Source organism: Kitasatospora sp. cg17-2, from assembly GCF_054031055.1.
The window spans coordinates 5,782,417-5,799,168 of sequence record NZ_CM132923.1 but is presented as its reverse complement, the minus strand read 5'-3'; the positions used below and the strand labels follow the sequence as shown (position 1 = coordinate 5,799,168).

15 protein-coding genes, 1 pseudogene and 1 riboswitch are annotated in these 16,752 nt (G+C 74.2%); of the genes and pseudogenes, 2 read left to right on the top strand and 14 right to left on the bottom strand.

Translation table 11 applies throughout. From position 1 onward, the window contains the following. Positions 1-48 precede the first annotated feature (48 nt). The 7 genes from ACW14Y_RS24465 to ACW14Y_RS24435 all read right to left on the bottom strand — a co-directional run bounded on the left by ACW14Y_RS24465 (position 49) and on the right by ACW14Y_RS24435 (position 8,316). Complete coding sequence (locus ACW14Y_RS24465) at positions 49-1,425, bottom strand: NAD(P)/FAD-dependent oxidoreductase (RefSeq protein ID WP_360021343.1); 1,377 nt, start codon at positions 1,423-1,425, stop codon at positions 49-51. A 428-nt stretch (positions 1,426-1,853) separates the two neighbouring features. Beyond that, on the bottom strand, positions 1,854-2,795 hold the full coding sequence (locus ACW14Y_RS24460) for a Ppx/GppA phosphatase family protein (protein WP_380306057.1): 942 nt from the start codon (positions 2,793-2,795) through the stop codon (positions 1,854-1,856). Then, a complete protein-coding gene (locus tag ACW14Y_RS24455) occupies positions 2,792-3,472 on the bottom strand; it encodes a DUF501 domain-containing protein (RefSeq protein ID WP_380306063.1) in 681 nt (226 codons plus the stop codon). Before ACW14Y_RS24455 ends, ACW14Y_RS24460 begins: the two co-directional genes overlap by 4 nt. Next, complete coding sequence (locus ACW14Y_RS24450; RefSeq protein WP_456983542.1) at positions 3,444-3,950, bottom strand: FtsB family cell division protein; 507 nt, start codon at positions 3,948-3,950, stop codon at positions 3,444-3,446. The genes ACW14Y_RS24455 and ACW14Y_RS24450 overlap by 29 nt, the downstream gene beginning before the upstream one ends. A gap of 126 nt (positions 3,951-4,076) precedes the next feature. Continuing rightward, positions 4,077-5,363, bottom strand: coding sequence for a phosphopyruvate hydratase (eno, locus tag ACW14Y_RS24445; protein ID WP_380306053.1), 1,287 nt, complete (start codon positions 5,361-5,363; stop codon positions 4,077-4,079). A 318-nt stretch (positions 5,364-5,681) separates the two neighbouring features. After that, on the bottom strand, positions 5,682-6,644 hold the full coding sequence (locus tag ACW14Y_RS24440) for a LysM peptidoglycan-binding domain-containing protein (protein ID WP_456983540.1): 963 nt from the start codon (positions 6,642-6,644) through the stop codon (positions 5,682-5,684). 5 nt (positions 6,645-6,649) lie between these two features. Next, positions 6,650-6,798: riboswitch (cyclic di-AMP (ydaO/yuaA leader) on the bottom strand. Between the two features lie 231 nt (positions 6,799-7,029). After that, the gene (locus ACW14Y_RS24435; RefSeq protein ID WP_402725029.1) at positions 7,030-8,316 is read right to left on the bottom strand and encodes a cytochrome P450 family protein; all 1,287 of its coding nucleotides are present in this window, start codon (positions 8,314-8,316) and stop codon (positions 7,030-7,032) included. 264 nt (positions 8,317-8,580) lie between these two features. Here ACW14Y_RS24435 and ACW14Y_RS24430 point away from each other — a divergent pair, with 264 nt between their 5' ends. Beyond that, the gene (locus tag ACW14Y_RS24430; RefSeq protein WP_380306047.1) at positions 8,581-9,003 is read left to right on the top strand and encodes an SDR family NAD(P)-dependent oxidoreductase; all 423 of its coding nucleotides are present in this window, start codon (positions 8,581-8,583) and stop codon (positions 9,001-9,003) included. 76 nt (positions 9,004-9,079) lie between these two features. Here the strand turns inward: ACW14Y_RS24430 and ACW14Y_RS24425 are convergent, their stop codons facing one another. The 3 genes from ACW14Y_RS24425 to ACW14Y_RS24415 form a co-directional block, all read right to left on the bottom strand. After that, positions 9,080-10,159: a MazG family protein gene (locus ACW14Y_RS24425; RefSeq protein ID WP_456983537.1), complete on the bottom strand. Its 1,080-nt coding sequence runs from the start codon at positions 10,157-10,159 to the stop codon at positions 9,080-9,082. 89 nt (positions 10,160-10,248) lie between these two features. Continuing rightward, positions 10,249-10,917, bottom strand: coding sequence for a hypothetical protein (locus ACW14Y_RS24420; protein ID WP_456983535.1), 669 nt, complete (start codon positions 10,915-10,917; stop codon positions 10,249-10,251). Between the two features lie 352 nt (positions 10,918-11,269). Further along, positions 11,270-11,584, bottom strand: coding sequence for a hypothetical protein (locus ACW14Y_RS24415; protein WP_456988423.1), 315 nt, complete (start codon positions 11,582-11,584; stop codon positions 11,270-11,272). On the opposite strand from ACW14Y_RS24415, the pseudogene ACW14Y_RS24410 reads away from it, so the two are divergent. Continuing rightward, a pseudogene (locus ACW14Y_RS24410) lies at positions 11,487-11,708 on the top strand (phosphatase PAP2 family protein); the annotation flags it as partial. The gene ACW14Y_RS24415 and the pseudogene ACW14Y_RS24410 overlap by 98 nt on opposite strands. A 192-nt stretch (positions 11,709-11,900) precedes the next feature. Here the strand turns inward: ACW14Y_RS24410 and ACW14Y_RS24405 are convergent. The 4 genes from ACW14Y_RS24405 to ACW14Y_RS24390 all read right to left on the bottom strand — a co-directional run bounded on the left by ACW14Y_RS24405 (position 11,901) and on the right by ACW14Y_RS24390 (position 16,676). Beyond that, positions 11,901-12,629 carry a response regulator gene (locus tag ACW14Y_RS24405; protein WP_380306041.1) on the bottom strand — a complete coding sequence of 243 codons (729 nt, stop codon included), beginning with the start codon at positions 12,627-12,629 and terminating at the stop codon, positions 11,901-11,903. Positions 12,630-12,636: 7 nt separating this feature from the next. Further along, a complete protein-coding gene (locus ACW14Y_RS24400) occupies positions 12,637-14,067 on the bottom strand; it encodes a sensor histidine kinase (RefSeq protein WP_456983532.1) in 1,431 nt (476 codons plus the stop codon). 102 nt (positions 14,068-14,169) lie between these two features. After that, complete coding sequence (locus tag ACW14Y_RS24395) at positions 14,170-15,858, bottom strand: protein kinase domain-containing protein (protein ID WP_456983530.1); 1,689 nt, start codon at positions 15,856-15,858, stop codon at positions 14,170-14,172. After that, positions 15,855-16,676 carry a hypothetical protein gene (locus ACW14Y_RS24390; RefSeq protein ID WP_380306035.1) on the bottom strand — a complete coding sequence of 274 codons (822 nt, stop codon included), beginning with the start codon at positions 16,674-16,676 and terminating at the stop codon, positions 15,855-15,857. The genes ACW14Y_RS24395 and ACW14Y_RS24390 overlap by 4 nt, the downstream gene beginning before the upstream one ends. Positions 16,677-16,752: the final 76 nt, after the last annotated feature.

Here is a 16,752-nt window from a genome sequence, read left to right as displayed (position 1 = left end):
AGGGCCTCCGACTCATACCCGGTGCTCCCACACCGGGATCCGTAGTCGCTACTTGCTGGTGGCCAGCTCCTTGTCGGCGGCCGGCTTCGCGGCCTCGACGGCGGGGCGCTTGGTGGGCGCCGTGACCTCCTGGATCGGCTGGTACGGGTTCTCCATCTGGGAGAGGCCGACCATCTCGCGCTTCAGGAAGACGGCGAGGGTCCAGTCGGTGAAGACGCGGACCTTGCGGTTGACGGTGGGGACCATCGCGCCGTGGTACAGGCGGTGGAACCACCAGGCCGGACGGCCCTTCAGCTTGTACTTGCCGAAGAGGATCGCGACACCCTTGTGCAGGCCGAGGCCGGCGACCGCGCCCAGGTTCTTGTGCTTGTACTCCTGCTGCGGGAAGCCCCGCATGCCGGAGATCACGTTGTCACCGAGGACGGCGGCCTGGCGCACGGCGTGCTGCGCGTTCGGCGGGCACCAGGCGCCCTCGCCCGCGGCGAGGTCCGGCACCTGGGCGTTGTCGCCGGCGGCCCAGACGTAGTCGAAGCCCTGGACCTGGAGGGTCGGCGCGGTGTCGACGTGGCCGCGCGGGCCCAGCGGCAGGCCGAACTGGGCCAGCACCGGGTTCGGCTTCACGCCGGCCGTCCACACGATGGTGGAGGCGTCCGTCTCCATGCCGTTCTTCAGCACGACGTGGCCGTCGACGCAGGAGTCCATCGAGGTCTCGATGTAGACCTCGATGTTGCGCTCTTCGAGCTTCTCCTTGGTCCACAGACCGAGGTCCGGGCCCATCTCCGGGAGGATCCGGTTGGCGGCCTCGACCACGATGAAGCGCATGTCGTCGCGGCTGACCGTCTTGTAGATCTTGGCGGCGTCGCGCGCCATGTCCTCGATCTCGGCGATCGTCTCGACGCCGGCGAAGCCGCCGCCGATGATCACGAAGGTCAGCGCCTTGCGGCGGATGGCCTCGTCCGTGGTGGACTCGGCCTTGTCCAGCTGCGCCATGACGTGGTTGCGGAGGGCGATGGCCTCCTCCACGGTCTTCATGCCGATGCCGTGCTCGGCCAGACCCGGGATCGGGAAGGTGCGGGAGACCGACCCGGTCGCGACGACGAGGTAGTCGAAGGGCAGCTCGTACGAGTCGCCGGCCGACGGCTGGATGGTCGCGATCTTGCGCTCGTGGTCCACACCGGTGACCGCACCGGTGAGCACCTCCGCGTTCTTCAGCGCGGTGCGCAGGGGCGCGACGAGGTTGCGGGGCGCGACGTTGCCGCCGGCCGCCTCGGGGAGGAAGGGCAGGTACGTCATGTACGACCGCGGGTCCACGACCGTGACGGTCGCTTCGCCGTAGCGCATCTTCTTGAGGATGCGCATCGCGGCATACAGGCCGACGTAACCACCGCCGACAATGAGGATGCGAGGACGCTCCGTGGTGCTCATATCCGAAAGTATCCAGCACCGTTCGGAGCAGCCTTCGTGAGCCCGCTCACAAGCGGACGGACCCCCTCTGCTACACTTCGCGCCCCCGTTTCGACCCCCCGGCCGACACTTCACGGCCATCCCGGCCCCCCGGTGGGCACGCCCGTGACGACGGCCCCGCTGAGCAGCAACGATCCATGACGGGGCCTGGTTCCCACACGGGATTTCGATTTTCAAACCCCTGACGGGTCAGAACCTACGATCCAGCGGTTATCACGCCGAGCGAGCCTTCGGTCCCACATATCGGACGGACCGGACCGTCCAGCGCGGCGAACGGGCGGATCCCCATGTGAAGAAATTCACGAAGTTTTTCGCACGGCCCCGGGCGCGCCCCGGCCCCGGGACCCCCGAGGGGCCTCCGGGGCCGGAACGGTAAGCCTCGTGCCTGGTCAGCGGGCGATACTCCAGGCGATGCCGTCCAGGATGTCGTGCTCGCTGACGACCACCTCGGCGGCGCCCGTCCGCGCCATGATCTCCAGCAGTTCCAGCGCGCCGGCCGCGATCACGTCCACCCGGCCGGGGTGCATCGACGGGATCGCCGCCCGCTCCGCGTGGGTGGCGTGCAGCAGCCGGTCCGCGATCTCGGCGACCCGCTCACGGGAGATCCGCGAGTGGTGGATCGCCTCCGAGTCGTACCGGGGCAGGTCCTGGGCGATCGCCGAGATGGTGGTGACCGTCCCGGCCAGGCCGACCAGGGTCGCCGCACCGGTCAGCGGGACGGCCTCCTCGGCCCGGTCCAGCTCCGCCCGCACATGCGCCCGCGCCTCGGCGATCTGCTCGTCCGAGGGCAGCTCGGCGCCGCCGAAGTGCCGCTCGGTCAGCCGGACGCAGCCGATGTCCACCGAGCGGGCCGCCTCGACGTCCTCGGCCCCGAGCACGAACTCGGTCGAGCCGCCGCCCAGGTCGAAGACCAGATACGGGGTGGCGAAGGTGCCGCCGGTGAGCTCCTTGGTGGCGCCCACGAAGGAGAGGTGCGCCTCCTCCTCACCGCTGACCACCTCGGGCTCGACCCCCAGGGCCGCCCGCACGCCGTCGATGTACTCGGCGCTGTTCTCGGCGTCCCGGGAGGCACTGGTGGCGACGAAGCGGATCCGCTCCGGGCCGACGCCGAAGCCGGAGATCACCTCGGCGTACTCCCGGCAGGCCGCGAAGGTGCGCTCCAGCGCGTCCGGGTGCAGCCGGCCGGTGCGGTCGACGCCCTGGCCCAGCCGGTTGATGATCATCCGCCGGTCCAGGTCGGTGATCTCCCCCGTCCCCGGGTCGAGATCGGCGACCAGCAGCCGGATCGAATTGGTCCCGCAGTCGATCGCGGCCACCCTGGTCGTGCTCATGCCCCGGCCTCCCCTGCCTCGTCCGCCCCGCCCGCCTCCTGCGCCGCGCGCTTGGCGGCACGGTCGGCGGTCTTCTGCTCCTTGGCCGCGATCACGGCCTCGTGGTCCTGCGCCTTGGCCCGGTTGCGGAGCACCCGCCCACCGGCCGCCTCGACCTCCGCCGGGGACACGCACGGGCCCTTGGCCCACCAGTCCTCCAGCATGCCGATCGCCTCGTCGCCCAGCGGGTTGACGCCCTCGCCGGCCGCCAGCGAGTGGCCGACCAGCACGTGCAGGCACTTGACCCGGTCCGGCATGCCGCCGGCGCTCGGGAAGCCCTCCAGCACCTCGATGGCGTCCCGGCGGGCGATGTAGTCCTCGTGCGCCTCCCGGTAGGCCGAGGCCAGCTCCGGGTCCTCGGCGAGCCGGGCGCTCTGCTCCTTCATCACGCCGTCCGCCTCCAGGGTGCCGATCAGCGAGGCGGCCTTGGGGCAGGTCAGGTAGTACAGCGTCGGGAACGGCGTGCCGTCCGGCAGTCGGGGGGCCGTCTCGACGACGTCCGGGTTGCCGCACGGGCAGCGGTGGGCGACGCCGCGCAGACCGCGCGGGACCCGGCCGAGCTGCGCGGCGATGGCCGCGACGTCCTGGTCGGAGACGGTGGGGTGGTTCTCAGTGGTCATGGGAGGAGCTGTCTCCAGCGGGGACGGGGGCGGGTGGTGAGGAAGGGGCGGGCTGCGCCGGGGCAGCGGGGGTCGCGGGGGTCGCAGGGGCGGCGGCAGCGGCGTCCACGGAGTCCCAGACACTGGCGTACCAGGGCCTGGCGGCCTTGACCGCCCCGGCGGCCGGGCCCTGCACGGGCGGCGGCGCGCCCAGCGAGGACTTCGCCCGGTCCTGGGCGGCCGGGTCGACCGCGATGTACGGGGTCTCCCCCGGCATCGCGTAGTGCAGCCTGCTCCTGGCCTGCGCCTTGACGTACTCCGGGTCCTGCCAGCGGGCCTTCTCCCGGCGCAGCTGCTCGACCTGCTGCCGGGCGTGCTCGGCCCGGGCGCGCTGCGCCGTGATCTCGGAGCGCTGCGAGATGAACTGCCGGGTCGGGTAGGCCAGGATCGCCACCAGCGAGCAGAGCACGAGGACCAGGACGGTCGCCCGGCTCGTGAACCGAGGCCGGGCCGCCAAGCCCGGGATCCTCCAGCCTGCCATCTCCGGTGTCCCCTCCTGGTCGCGACGGTGCCCCGCCGTCCACCCTACGGGGTGAACGGCGGGGCACCGGTCAGGCGTGCGCCACTCGGGCGGCCGGGCGGGTCAGCCCTCGTGCTTGAACCGCGGGAAGGCGCCGCGGCCGGCGTACTCGGCGGCGTCGTCGAGGATCTCCTCGATGCGCAGCAGCTGGTTGTACTTGGCGACGCGCTCGGAGCGGGCCGGGGCACCGGTCTTGATCTGGCCGCAGTTGGTGGCGACGGCCAGGTCGGCGATGGTGACGTCCTCGGTCTCGCCGGAGCGGTGGGACATCATGCAGCGGTAGCCGTTGCGCTGGGCCAGCTCGACGGCGTCCAGGGTCTCGGTCAGCGAACCGATCTGGTTGACCTTCACCAGCAGCGCGTTGGCGGTGCCGGTCTCGATGCCGCGGGCCAGGCGGGCCGGGTTGGTGACGAACAGGTCGTCGCCGACCAGCTGGACCTTGTCGCCCAGCTTCTCGGTCATGGCCTTCCAGCCGTCCCAGTCCGACTCGTCCAGCGGGTCCTCGATCGAGACCAGCGGGTAGGCGGCGACCAGGCCGGCGTAGTACTCGATCAGCTCGGCGGAGGTCAGGCCCTTGCCCTCGAACTGGTAGGCGCCGTCCTCGAAGAACTCGGAGGCGGCGACGTCCAGGGCCAGCGCGATGTCCTTGCCCGGCACGTAGCCGGCCTTCTGGATGGCCTCGACGATGAGGTCGAGGGCCTCGCGGTTGGAGTCCAGGTTCGGGGCGAAGCCGCCCTCGTCGCCCAGACCGGTGGAGAGGCCGCGCTCCTTCAGCACGCCCTTGAGCGTGTGGTAGACCTCGACGCCCCAGCGGACGGCCTCGGAGAAGGACTCCGCGCCGATCGGAGCGATCATGAACTCCTGGATGTCGACGTTGGAGTCCGCGTGCGAGCCGCCGTTGAGGATGTTCATCATCGGGACCGGCAGGACGTGCGCGTTCGGGCCGCCCAGGTAGCGGAACAGCGGCAGGTCGCTGGCCTCGGAGGCGGCGTGCGCGACGGCCAGCGAGACGCCCAGGATGGCGTTGGCGCCGAGCGAGGACTTGTCCGGGGTGGCGTCCAGGTCGAGCATGGCCTGGTCGATCAGGCGCTGCTCGGTGGCGTCGTAGCCGACCAGCTCCGGGCCGATCTGCTCGATGACGGCCAGGACGGCCTTCTCCACGCCCTTGCCGAAGTAGCGGTTCTTGTCGCCGTCGCGGAGCTCCAGGGCCTCGAAGGCACCGGTGGAGGCACCCGACGGGACAGCGGCACGGCCGGTGCTGCCGTCGTCGAGGCCGACCTCGACCTCGACCGTGGGGTTGCCGCGCGAGTCGAGAATCTCACGGGCTACGACGACATCGATGGACGGCACGAGGCATCTCCTAGCGGAAGCAGGTACCGGCTGACAGTGGGGTGCCGTCGACCGGACGATTGCGGAGTCGTTACGACCAGAGCCTAACCGCACCGGCTGTCCGGGCCACGTCGACCTCGGCTCCGTCTCAGCGTGTGGCCGTGCTACCCACCGGTAGTTCACCTGGTTGCCCGGCCGCGGACGCCGCGGGACGGACCGGCGGCGGAACGGGGGCGGAACGGGCCGGTCCGACGGACCTGCCCGCCCGGCCGCCTGTCCGCCTGTCCGGTGACGGGCCGGCAGGAGGGCAGGCGGCCGGGCGGCCAGTGGGCGCGGGCGTCAGCCGAGGGCGAGGACCTGGCCGGGGACGATCAGGTCCGGGTCGCCGCCGACGGTGCCGCGGTTGCCGTCGTACAGGGCCTGCCAGCCGCCCTGGACACCCTGCGCGGTCGCGATCCCGGCGAGCGTGTCGCCGTCGCGGACGGTGTAGCCCTGGCCGCCCTGCGCCTGCTGGACCTGCGGGGCCTGCCGGGTCTGCTGCGCCTGCTGCGGTGCGGCGGCGGTGCCCTGACCCGCGTACTGCTGGTACACGCCCTGGTGGCTGGTCCAGTACCAGGCGCCGTTGTTCTGGTACCAGAACACCTTGGCGTCGGCGTCCCAGCCGGACCGGCCGGAGAACGACGGCGCCTGCGACTGGGTCTGCTGCTGCGCCTGCTGCTGGACCTGCGGCGCCGGCTGGGCGGCGTGCTTCGGCGCGTACTGCTGGGTCTGCGGAGCCTGCTGGGCCTGCGGGGCCTGCGACTTGGGGGCGGCGTGCTTCGGCGCGGCCTTCGGGGCCTGCTGCTCGATCTGCGCCTGCGGGGCCTGCGGCTTCGGGGCGGCCGGGGCGGCGTCCGTCGAGGTGTCGACCGCCGCCGGGGCACCGCCCTTGCTCAGGCCAGCCTTCTTGGAGCACACCGGCCAGGCGCCCGGACCCTGCGAGGCCAGCACCTTCTCGGCGACGGTGATCTGCGCCGCCTTCGATGCCTGGTTGGCCTGCGGCGCGTACGAGGTGCCGCCGAACGCCTTCCAGGTGCTGGAGGTGAACTGCAGGCCGCCGTAGAAGCCGTTGCCGGTGTTGATGCCCCAGTTGCCCCCGCTCTCGCACTGGGCGACGGCGTCCCAGGTCGAGGCCGGGGCGGCCGAGGCGCCGGTGGCGGTGAGGATCGGCATCGCCAGCCCGACGCCGGCGACACCGGCGACGGCGATGGCCTTCTCGGTCTGGGTGCGGCGACGATGACGGCCGGTTCCGACGAACAGCATGAGGAAGTCCCTCTCCGCACGCCTGCGAGGTGAGCTGTCGGGTTCGGACCGGGAGGTGGCCCGGCCGCGCGGAGGCGGCTTCACCCCAAGCCGTGGGAGACGGCGCAAGACCTGGTTCCCCCGCCCCTGCCCAGGGTTCTGGTCGGTTTCCGGTGACGCGGCGGGCAGGACTCGGCGTTCCGCGCACGGGACCCGCTTCCGCGGGCTCCCCGGAGAGTAGACAGATCTTCAGAGCAATCACAAGCTCATATCGCCGCTATCACACGGAAATCACGTCAGGTGATGGATTGCCTACCAACCGAAGAGGTATGTCCGGGTTGATGGAGATTCACGCCGGTCGGTTCCTGGCCGTGGAGACTCGGCGTCAGCGTGTCGTGAGCCCCCCTCAATGAACTGCCGAGGGGTCGGCGGAGGTTGTCACCGAGGTCGCTTCCGGCGTGAATTCCACCGGAAGTTCACGAAGTCCGCGCATGATCAGACCACCGCGCCAGCGCAGTTCCTCCGGATCCGCGGCGAGCCGGAGGTCCGGCAGCCGGGACAGCAGGGTGGTCAGCGCGGCCCGCCCCTCCAGGCGCGCCAGCGGGGCGCCGATGCAGTAGTGGATGCCGTGCCCGAAGCCCAGGTGCGGGTTGTCCGCCCGGGCCAGGTCGAGGGTGTTCTCGTCCGCGAACCGCGCCGGGTCCCGGTCCGCCGCCGCGAGCACCACCAGCACCGGGTCGCCGACCGGGATCTCCACCCCGCCGATGGTCAGCGGACTCGTCGCGAACCGCCAGGTGGCCATCTCCACCGGGCCGTCGTAGCGAAGGAGTTCCTCGATCCCGGTCTCCAGCAGCGCGCTCTCGCCGCGCCCGATCGACTCCTGGAGCAGGGCCCGCTGCCCCGGATTGCGCAGCAGCGCGTAGACGCCGTTGCCGATCAGGTTCACCGTCGTCTCGAACCCCGCGAAGAGCAGGATGAAGGCCATCGCCGCGGCCTCGTTCTCGGTGAGGTGCTCGCCGTGGTCGCTGGCCCGGATGAGCCCCGAGATCAGGTCGTCCCCGGGATCCGCGCGCTTGCGGTGGATCAGCTCCGCGAGGTAGGCCCGCATCCGCTTCACCGCCCGCCCCACACCGCCGCGTTGGCCGCCGCCGTGCCGGATCATCATCCCGGCCCAGTCCCGGAAGTCGTCCTGGTCCTCGGCCGGCACCCCGAGCAGGTCGCAGATCGCGTAGATGGGGAGCGGGAAGGCGAACTCGTGGATGAGGTCGGCGGATCCGCGCGTCGCGAAGCCGTCGATCAGCCGGTCGGTCAGCTGCTGCACCCGGGGCTCGAAGGCGGCCACCCGGCGCGGGGTGAAGGCCTTCGACACCAGACGGCGCAGCCGGGTGTGGTCCGGCGGGTCGATGTTCAGCAGGTGCGTCATCAGGTCGGCCTGGCGCTCGCCCGGGATGCCGACCCGGCCGGTGCGGTGGGCCTGCTCGGTGTGGTGCGCCGGGTTCTTGGAGAGCCGGCTGTCCGCGAGCGCCTGGCGGGCGTCCGCGTACCGGGTCACCAGCCAGGCGTCCACCCCGCTGGGCAGGGTGGTCCGGTGCACCGGTCGGTGCTCGCGCAGCCACGCGTACGCCGGGTACGGGTCGGCGGCGAACTCCCAGGTGAACAGGGGCGGACGGGCGGAATCGGGCTGAGCTGGCATGGGTCGACGGTATCCCGGGCGCACCCCCGGCAGCGCACCGTGGGCGCCGCCGTTCCCACTGCCGTTCCGGGCGCCGTTCCGATCGCTGTTCCCGCCGCCCGCCGATCGCTCCGGACATCGTTCCGGTGACGGTGGGCCGGAGCAGGCGTGAGTCTGGTCACCTGAGGGGTAATTGCTGTTGCGGAGGATCCGGTCGTGCCTACGATCCTCCGCAAGATGTCCGTGGGCGCCGGTGCGGAGCCGCCCACAGGGAGGAGCAGGGCCATGCGGGTCACCGGTGCGGTCATCGTGATCGCGGTACTCGACGGCGGGTCGGGGGCGGGCCTCGCCCGCCGCTTCACCGCGGCGGGAGCCGCCGGGATGCTGATCGCCGACCAGCGGAGCGGGGTCGCCGAGGACCTCGCCACCGAACTCGACCGGCCGGGCTGCCCGGTCGTCGGGGTGTGCGGCGACGTCCGCCGCCCCAGCGATGTCGCCGCGCTGGTCGACACCGCCGAGAAGCACCTGGGCCCGATCGACCTCTTCTGCGTGGCCGGACCGGACGGCGAGCGGATCGTCTCCCTCGCCGACCTGCCCGACCACCTCGATCTGGAGCGGCTCGCCGAACTCGTCGCGCTGGTCGGCGAGGCGATCGGCGAGGTCGTCCCGCCGCAGCGGCGTCCGGTGGCGGACGTCGCCGCGGCCTGAGGGTCCAGGGCGGTCGGGGCTGCTCCGGCTGCCCGGGCCGCCGGTCGCGGGCCGCCCGGTCAGTCGGGCGGCCGGGTCACTCGGCGGGCTTCAGGCCCTCGGCGGCGCGCACCGCGTCGCGGTACCCCCGCGCCGCCGCCCGCAGCGCGGCGTCCACATCGAGCCCGGCGTCGTGCGCACGCTGCGCCACGGCGAGCAGCAGCCGGCCGGCGGACTCCGCCGTGAGCTCGGCGGGCAGCTCGTACGGCTCGTCCGGCACGCCCTCGAACCCGGACCGGCGCACCCGCGACACCAGCTTCGCCGCGTACGCCAGCGCGGGCAGACCGGCCGGGACGCCGTCCAGCACCGACTCGCGGTCCGACTTCTCGGCCGCCTTGAGCGTCTCCCAGTTGGCCTCCACCTCGGCCGCGCCGTCCGCCTCGGTGTCCCCGAACACGTGCGGGTGCCGGTACATCAGCTTCTCGACGATGTCGCCCGCCACATCGTCGATCGAGAACGCCCCGGTGGGGTGCTCCTCGGCGATCCGGGAGTGGAAGAAGACCTGGAGCAGCACGTCGCCGAGCTCCTCGCGCAGGGTGTCGCGGTCGCCCTCCTCGATCGCCTCGACCAGCTCGAAGGCCTCCTCGACCAGGTACTTCACCAGGCTGGCGTGGGTCTGCTCGGCGTCCCACGGGCAGCCGCCGGGCGAACGGAGGCGGTCCATCACGGACACCAGGTCCAGCAGCCGGGAGCCCGGCAGGTCGTACGAGCCCGGCAGCACCTCGATCTCCGGCACCTCGCCGGCGCGCTCGACCGCGAGCCGGGCCAGCGCGTCGGTCAGGCCCGGGTCGCCGTCCGGGCTGCCCAGCCAGACCGTCGTCCCGTCACCGTCACCGTCACCGTCCCCGGCCGCGTCCCGGTTCCCGTGCCCGGCCGCGCCGTCCGCCGCAGCCCCGGTCAGCAGCCGGGCCAAGGCTGGGGCGGAGCCCGGCGCCACGAGCTCCACCTCGACACCCGCCTGCCGCAGGGCCGGCAGCTGCGGGTGAGCGGCGTCACCGGCCAGCACCCGCCCGGCCGAGCGCAGGGCCTCCCAGGCCGGCCAGGACAGCAGACCGGGGGCCACCCGGTGGGTCGTGATGAGGAGGATCAGCTTCGCGCCCGGAGGATTCGTCGTCACCCCTCGAACCTACCCGGCCGTCCGACGGCCCCGCCGCCGGGTTTCCGCGCCGTCGGCGCGGGTGCGGGGCCGGACCGGCGACCGGTCCCTCAGCCGGCGGGCCAGGAGTGGACGGCCGGGGCGAGGGCGGCGCGGTCCGGGTCCCAGGTGCCGTAGCGGGGGTTCACCCGCAGGTGGAGGGCGGTGGCCGTGGCGGCCAGGATCCGGCGGACGGCGGCGTCGCCCGCCGGGGTGTCGGCGTCCGCCCCGGCGGTCGCGGCGAGCCGACGGATCCCCAGCTCGCGCCCGAGGCGGTCGTCGATCGCCTCGGCCGGAACGCCCTGCGCCGCCAGCGCCCGGGCCAGCCGCCCGGCACCGCCGAGGCGCCGTTCCTCCTCCGCCCGAGCGGCCGCCACCTCGGTGTCCGCGACCGCCGGCCCCCGGTCCGCGACCGCGCGGGCCACCACCGCGTCGAGCACCAGCTCGGTGACCGCCCGCCGGGCGGGGCCCTCCGTCTCCCCCCGGGCGTCCGCCGACACCCCGCCCGGGGCGTTCCGCAGCGCCGCCACCCTGGCCTCCACCGCCTCCACCGGGATCCGCCGCCCGTCCAGCACCGCCGCCGTGCCCGGCGTCAGGCCGCCCCCGCCGCACCCGGCCAGCCCGGGGACGGCGAACAGGACGCCGACGGCGGCGGCGACGGCGGGCGTGGTCCTGGTGGTCGTGGTGGTCCTGGCGGTCTTGGTGGTCGTGGTGGTCGTGGCAGTCCGGCGACGGTGCATGGCGGGTCTCCGGGTGCGGGCAGGTGCGGGGCGGCACGGATCCCCCGAGCGTAGGGCGGGGTGCCCGGGGCAGCGCGGACCGTCCCCCGAACGGCTCATCCGAGCGGGTGCCGACACGGCGCCGGGCTCGCGTCAACCCTGACGATCGTCAAGGTCGGACCCTGTCTTTCGGGTCGGGTCGGGAGCCACCTCCGACTCCTACCGTCCGTGTCATGACGAACACGATCAGGAACAGGACAGTCCTCGCGGTGGCGCTCGTCGGCATCGGCGCCGGTGCGGTCGGGTGGCTGGCTCCGGCCGGCGGTGGTGCGGCCGGGGCGGGACCACCGGCCCACGGCTGGTCATCGGCCGGCTATCGCCGGGTCGCCGAGGCCGTCGCCGACGCCCCGCCCCGCCTTGCCGCCCTGCTGGAGCCCGCCACCGAGGCCGGTCTGCTGGTGCTGGGCCTGCTGCTGGCGCTGGCCTGGTGGACGGCACGCGGGCGGCGGGCCGCCGACACCGTCGCGGGTGCGGTGCTGACCGGCCTCGGCACCCTGCTCGCGTACGGGGCGAGCGAGGCGTTGAAGCTGGTGCTGGACGAGGAGCGCCCCTGCCGGGCCCTGGCCGGCCTTCCGGCCACCGCACTCGCCGACTGCCCGCCGCCGGGCGACTGGTCGTTCCCCAGCAACCACGCCACCCTCGCCGTCGCCATGGCCACCGGGTTGGTGCTGCTACGGCCGCGCTGGGCGTGGCTGGTCGTCCCGGTCGGCCTCGGTACGGCCGCCCTCCGGGTGGCCGCAGGCGTGCACTACCCGCACGACGTGGCCGCCGGGGCCGCGCTGGGCGGGGCTGTCACGGCGGTTGTGGTGGTGGCGCTGCTGCCCTCGGCGACGGCCGCGGTCGGCGCGGCGGGCCGGGTTCGGCTGCTCGGTCCGTTGCTGCTGGCTCCCTCGGCCGCGGCCCGCGCCGCAGCCCCGGCCCCGGCCCCGGTTCCGGTTCCGGTTTCAGCCGGCCGGGCCCGCCACCAGGCCGGCCTCGTGGGCGAGGACGGCGGCGGCGGCCCGATTGGCCACTCCCAGCCGGGCCAGGACGGAGCTGACGTGCGCCTTCACCGTGCCTTCCACCACACCGATCCGGCGGGCGATCTGACCGTTGGACAGCCCGCCGGCGACCAGCGTCAGCACATCGCGTTCACGGGCGGTCAGCCCGGCCACCTGCCGCTGGGCCGCGGCCCGGCGGTCGGCCGGACCGCCGGACCGGGTGGCGGCGAGGTGGGCCACCACCCGGGCGGCCACCTTGGGTGACAGATAGGCCGCCCCGTCGGCCACCGCACGCACCCCGGCGATCAGTTCCTCGGGCTCGCCGGACTTGATCAGGAATCCGTTGGCGCCCCCGCTCAGGGCGCGCAGGATGTAGTCGTCCTCACCGAAGGTGGTCAGCATGACGATCCCGGGAGCCGCTCCGGTCCTGGTGGTGACGCCCACCCGCCGGATCTCGGCGGCGGCGGTGATGCCGTCCGTGCCCGGCATCCGGATGTCCAGCACCGCGACGTCCGGCCGGTGGCGACGGAGCAGCTCGACCGCCTCCCGCCCGTCCCCGGTCTCCGCGACGATCTCGATGCCCGGATCGGTGGCGAGCACCGCGCGCACCCCGGCCCTGACCATCGGTTCGTCGTCCGCGATCAGCACCCGGATCCGCGCCGGGGCGCCGTGCTCCAGTCCCCCGTCGCTCATCGGGCGCTCATTGGACCAGGGCGTCCAGGGAGATCAGCACGCCGCCCCGGAAGCAGAGCCGGTACGCGTCCCCCGAGCGGTCGTTGTTGAACGCCTCGGCCGTCATCGCGTAGTACTCGCACGTCACTCCCTCTCCACCGGGTGGCGGGTTGCCCACGGACGGATGGTACGGAAACTGATGTTCCGGCAGAAATCGCTGCACGGTGGAGCGCTCCTGGCCGACCCGCAGTTCGGCGTAGTCGGCGGGATCGAGCACGGACCGCCCGGCGATGTGGATCGTCCAGCCCTGCAGCACGGCGGTCAGCAGCACCGCGACGGAGAGCGGCACCAGGACGATCGCGACCACCATGCGGCCCACCCGGCGGCGGGCCAGGCGCAGTTCACGGGTCGGCGACACCGCGACCGGCGTCGCCGGGGCCACGGTCGGGGCGCTCGTCCGGGGCAGGTGGGCGCTCACCTCGAAGCCGGCGCCGTCGGCCCGGGGCCCGTAGCGGAAGGTGCCACCCGCCAGCCGCACCCGCTCGGCCAACCCGAGCAGACCGTGACCGCCCGGGCCCGGCACACCGGTTCCCGCCCCGGCTCGGGCCGACGGCTCGCCCGCCGATCGGGGACCGTCGAGCACCCGGACGCGAGCTCCGTCCGTCGTGTAGGCCACCAGCACCGTGACCGACGCCGCCGGGGCGTGCTTGGCGGCATTGGTCAGCGCCTCCTGGACCACCCGGTACACGGCGTGCTCGGCCGCCCTCGGCAGCCCGTCCGGCCGGCCGTCGACGGTCAGCCGGACGTCCAGCCCCGCCGCGGCCGCCTCCGCCACCAGGTGCGGGACGCCCGCGTCGACCGGGCCCCGGTCGACGCGGGGGTCCGTGTCGTCCCGCAGGATGCCGATCACCTCGCCGAGGCGTTCGACGGCGGCGGCCGCGCCCGCCCGGATCTCCTGTGCCGCCTCACGGTGCGGCGGGGCCAGGTCGGGCGCCAGCTTGAGCGCACCGGCCCGCAGGGCGATCAGGCTCAGGTCGTGGCCCAGCGCGTCGTGCATGTCCTGCGCGATCCGGGCGCGTTCGCGCAGCCTCGCCCGCTCGGCCACCAGCCGCTGCTCGTGCTCGGCCCGTTCGGCCCGCTCCCACCCGGCCCGCACCAGTTCCTGCGACTGCCGCCAGAACCGGCCCACCATCCACGGAGCCATTCCGGCGCAGACCAGGACGGAGACGACCGACGTCGCCCGCACCGCCAGGTCCGGGGCTACCACCGTCACCAGTGCCCCGGCCGAGACCAGTGCCACAAGCAGGGCGACCGCCTCCCGCACCCGCTCCGTCCGCGCCCCGGCCGCGAACGCCGCGCCGATGCCCGGCACCGTCCACCAGAGGGACACCGCACTCAGCCCGAACGCCCCGGCCGCCAGCGCCAGCAGCCCCCGGTCCCACCACGTTCTCGTCCACATCCGCCCGACCCTACGGACCTCACCGGTGCAGCGGATCTGTCGAAAGTCATGCCCGTCGGGGAACGGTCGCCTGACGGCGGGCGAGGTTCAGGCGTGCAAGGGTCAGGCGCGCGGGGGCCAGGGGGTGGCGTCGGTGCGGTGCGGCCGGAGGGTGTCGAGGGTCTGCCGCAGGCGGCGGACCGCCGGGTGGTGCGGGCCGTCGCGGCGTTCGCGGTCGAGGAGCAGTTGGAGCAGCCACGACCAGGCCGCCTCCGTCTCGCCGAGCGAGGCCAGCAGCACACCGACCCGTTCCCGGAGGTCGAGCAGCCGCTCGGGTTCGGTCTCCGGCCACACCGCGAGCAGGGCCTGGTACTCGGTCAGCGCCTCCGCGCCACGGCCCAGCTGTTCCAGGCACTCGGCCACCCGGTGGCGCGGTTCGAGCGCCCGTCGGCCGTGCGGCCCGCCCTCGGCGGTGGCGGCGAGCGCCCGGTACTCGGCCAGGGCCTCGTGGTGGCGCCGCTCCTGGAGGAGGGTGCGGGCGTAGATGGTCCGGACAGTGCGGACCATCGCCGCGCCGTCGCCGAGTTCGGACCGACCGCGGGCCAGCAGCCGGGCGGCGAGGTCGAGCACCTCGGGGCGCCGGCCGGCGTCGACCAGGTCGGAGAGCCGGGCGCAGGCCGCCGCGAAGTCCTCCGCCACCGGGGCGGGCGGGGCGGGTGCTGGGACAGGTACGGGTACGGGTACGGGTGCGATCGGCGGAGCCTGCGGCAGCGCCCGGGCGGACGGGTCCGGCACGGCGGCGATCAGGAAGGGCGCTGGTTCGGCCCGGGGCGGCGCCGCCGGGGCGACGCCCTCCGGACGCGGCTGCGGCTGGAGCGGGTACCGGTACGGCCGGGCCGGGTCCGGCAGCGGCCCGAACCGGGGCTGCGGCACCGCGACGGCGGCGGGCAGCAGCGGCAGCAGCCGCCCGTACACCTCCTGGGCGTCGGCCGGCCGGTCCCCGGGGCGCTTGGCGAGCAGGTCGAGCACGAGCCGCTCCAGCACGGCCGGCACCTCGGGCCGCAGGTCGCGGAGCGGCACCGGCGGGTCGTCGACGTGCCGCCGCAGCAGCCCCAGCGCGGTGGGCGCCCGGAACGGCCCTTCGCCGGTCAGCATCTCGTGCAGCAGGCAGCCGAGCGCGTACAGGTCGCTGCGCGGGTCGACGACGGCGGACAGCGCCTGTTCCGGCGCCATGTACGACGGGCTGCCGATCGGGACGCCGGTGAGGGTGAGCCGGGTGGCCTCGGGATCGAGCGCGGTGGCGATGCCGAGGTCCAGCAGGACGGTCCGGCCGCCCTCCCGGACCATCACATTGCTGGGCTTGAGGTCGCGGTGGACGACCCCCACCGCGTGCACGGCGGCCAGCGCGGCGCAGAGCTGGGCGGCCACGGCGACCGCGCGCTCGACCGGGAACGGCGCGTCCTCGGCGATGAGGTCGGCCAGGCTGACGCCGGGGACGCGCTGCATCACCAGGTACAGCTCACCGTTCTCCTCGCCCGCGTCGAAGACGGTGACCAGGCCCGGGTGGTCGAGGGCGGCGGTGGTGCGGCACTCGCGGAGGAAGCGGCGGCGCAGGTCGTCGCCCTGCCGGAGCCGGTCGGCGGTGGTCGGGTCGGTGCCGACGGCGGCGAGGAGGAGGTCGGTGCGCAGCAGCTTGACGGCGACCGGGCGGGCGAGCCGCTCGTCGTGGCCGGCCCAGACCTGGCCCATGCCCCCGTGGCCGATCTTCTCGGTGAGGTGGTAGCGGCCGCCGATCACCCGGGCGAGGGTCACGGGCGGTCCTCGCGAGCCTGACGGCGCAGCAGTTCGCCGAGCTCGCGCAGTTCGTCGGAGGTGGCGGGGCCGGCGCCGGAGGCCCCCTGGCCCGCGGCCGGGGCCGGCGGGTGGGACCGGTACGGGGGCTGCGCGGCCTGCCCGGGCTCGGCGGCCTGCGGATAGGAGGCCGGGGCGGGTGCCGGGTACGGGGCCGGGGTCCCGTAGGGCTGGACGGGAGCGGCGCCGTAGGTCGGGGCGGGGGCGGGGGCGTACGGCTGCGGCGTCCCGTACGGCTGGGCGGACGGGTAGGGCTGCGCGGCGCCGTACGGCTGGGCGGACGGGTAGCCGTACCCGGCCGGCTGTGGGTGCCCGCCGACCACGGCCGGTGCGGAGGGGCGACCCGCCGACCAGACCACCTTGCGGTCCATCAGCAGGAAGTGCACCGGCGGGGTGAACCACATCAGCACCATCGTCGTGGTGCCGACCGCGTCGGCCGTCGGGGCCTCGCCCTTGCCGAAGCTGCCGGCCACCCCGACGCAGATGAAGAAGGTGAGGAAGAGCCCGGCGTACACCACCGCGCCCAGGATGTCGTACGCCCGGCGGCGGCGGACGGCCAGCAGCAGCGACGGCACCATGCCGAGCAGACCGACGGTCAGCAACGGCGCGAGGACCACCAGGATCCGGCCGGCCACGCCGTACGGGCCGACCGGCCGACCGGGGCCCGGGGGCCGGGCGACCAGGGTCCGGCCGTAGGGCGGGGGCGTGGCGCCGGGTATGCCACCGGCGGGCGCGCCACCGGGCGGTGGGCCGAACTGCCCGGGGTACTGCCCTGACATGCGCGCTCCTGAGCGGGTGAGGACGGCTGCCGTCCGGATCACGGAACCGGTTCCGCACACCGTACCGCCAGCACCG

Coding starts and splice junctions, on each gene's coding strand:
- ACW14Y_RS24435 (WP_402725029.1), bottom strand. CDS start 8,316: ATGCCAGCTCAGCCCGATTCCGCCCGTCCGCCCCTGTTCACCTGGGAG.
- ACW14Y_RS24405 (WP_380306041.1), bottom strand. CDS start 12,629: ATGAGCGACGGGGGACTGGAGCACGGCGCCCCGGCGCGGATCCGGGTG.
- ACW14Y_RS24390 (WP_380306035.1), bottom strand. CDS start 16,676: ATGTCAGGGCAGTACCCCGGGCAGTTCGGCCCACCGCCCGGTGGCGCG.
- ACW14Y_RS24400 (WP_456983532.1), bottom strand. CDS start 14,067: ATGTGGACGAGAACGTGGTGGGACCGGGGGCTGCTGGCGCTGGCGGCC.
- ACW14Y_RS24460 (WP_380306057.1), bottom strand. CDS start 2,795: ATGAGCACGACCAGGGTGGCCGCGATCGACTGCGGGACCAATTCGATC.
- ACW14Y_RS24430 (WP_380306047.1), top strand. CDS start 8,581: ATGCGGGTCACCGGTGCGGTCATCGTGATCGCGGTACTCGACGGCGGG.
- ACW14Y_RS24440 (WP_456983540.1), bottom strand. CDS start 6,644: ATGCTGTTCGTCGGAACCGGCCGTCATCGTCGCCGCACCCAGACCGAG.
- ACW14Y_RS24420 (WP_456983535.1), bottom strand. CDS start 10,917: ATGCACCGTCGCCGGACTGCCACGACCACCACGACCACCAAGACCGCC.
- ACW14Y_RS24465 (WP_360021343.1), bottom strand. CDS start 1,425: ATGAGCACCACGGAGCGTCCTCGCATCCTCATTGTCGGCGGTGGTTAC.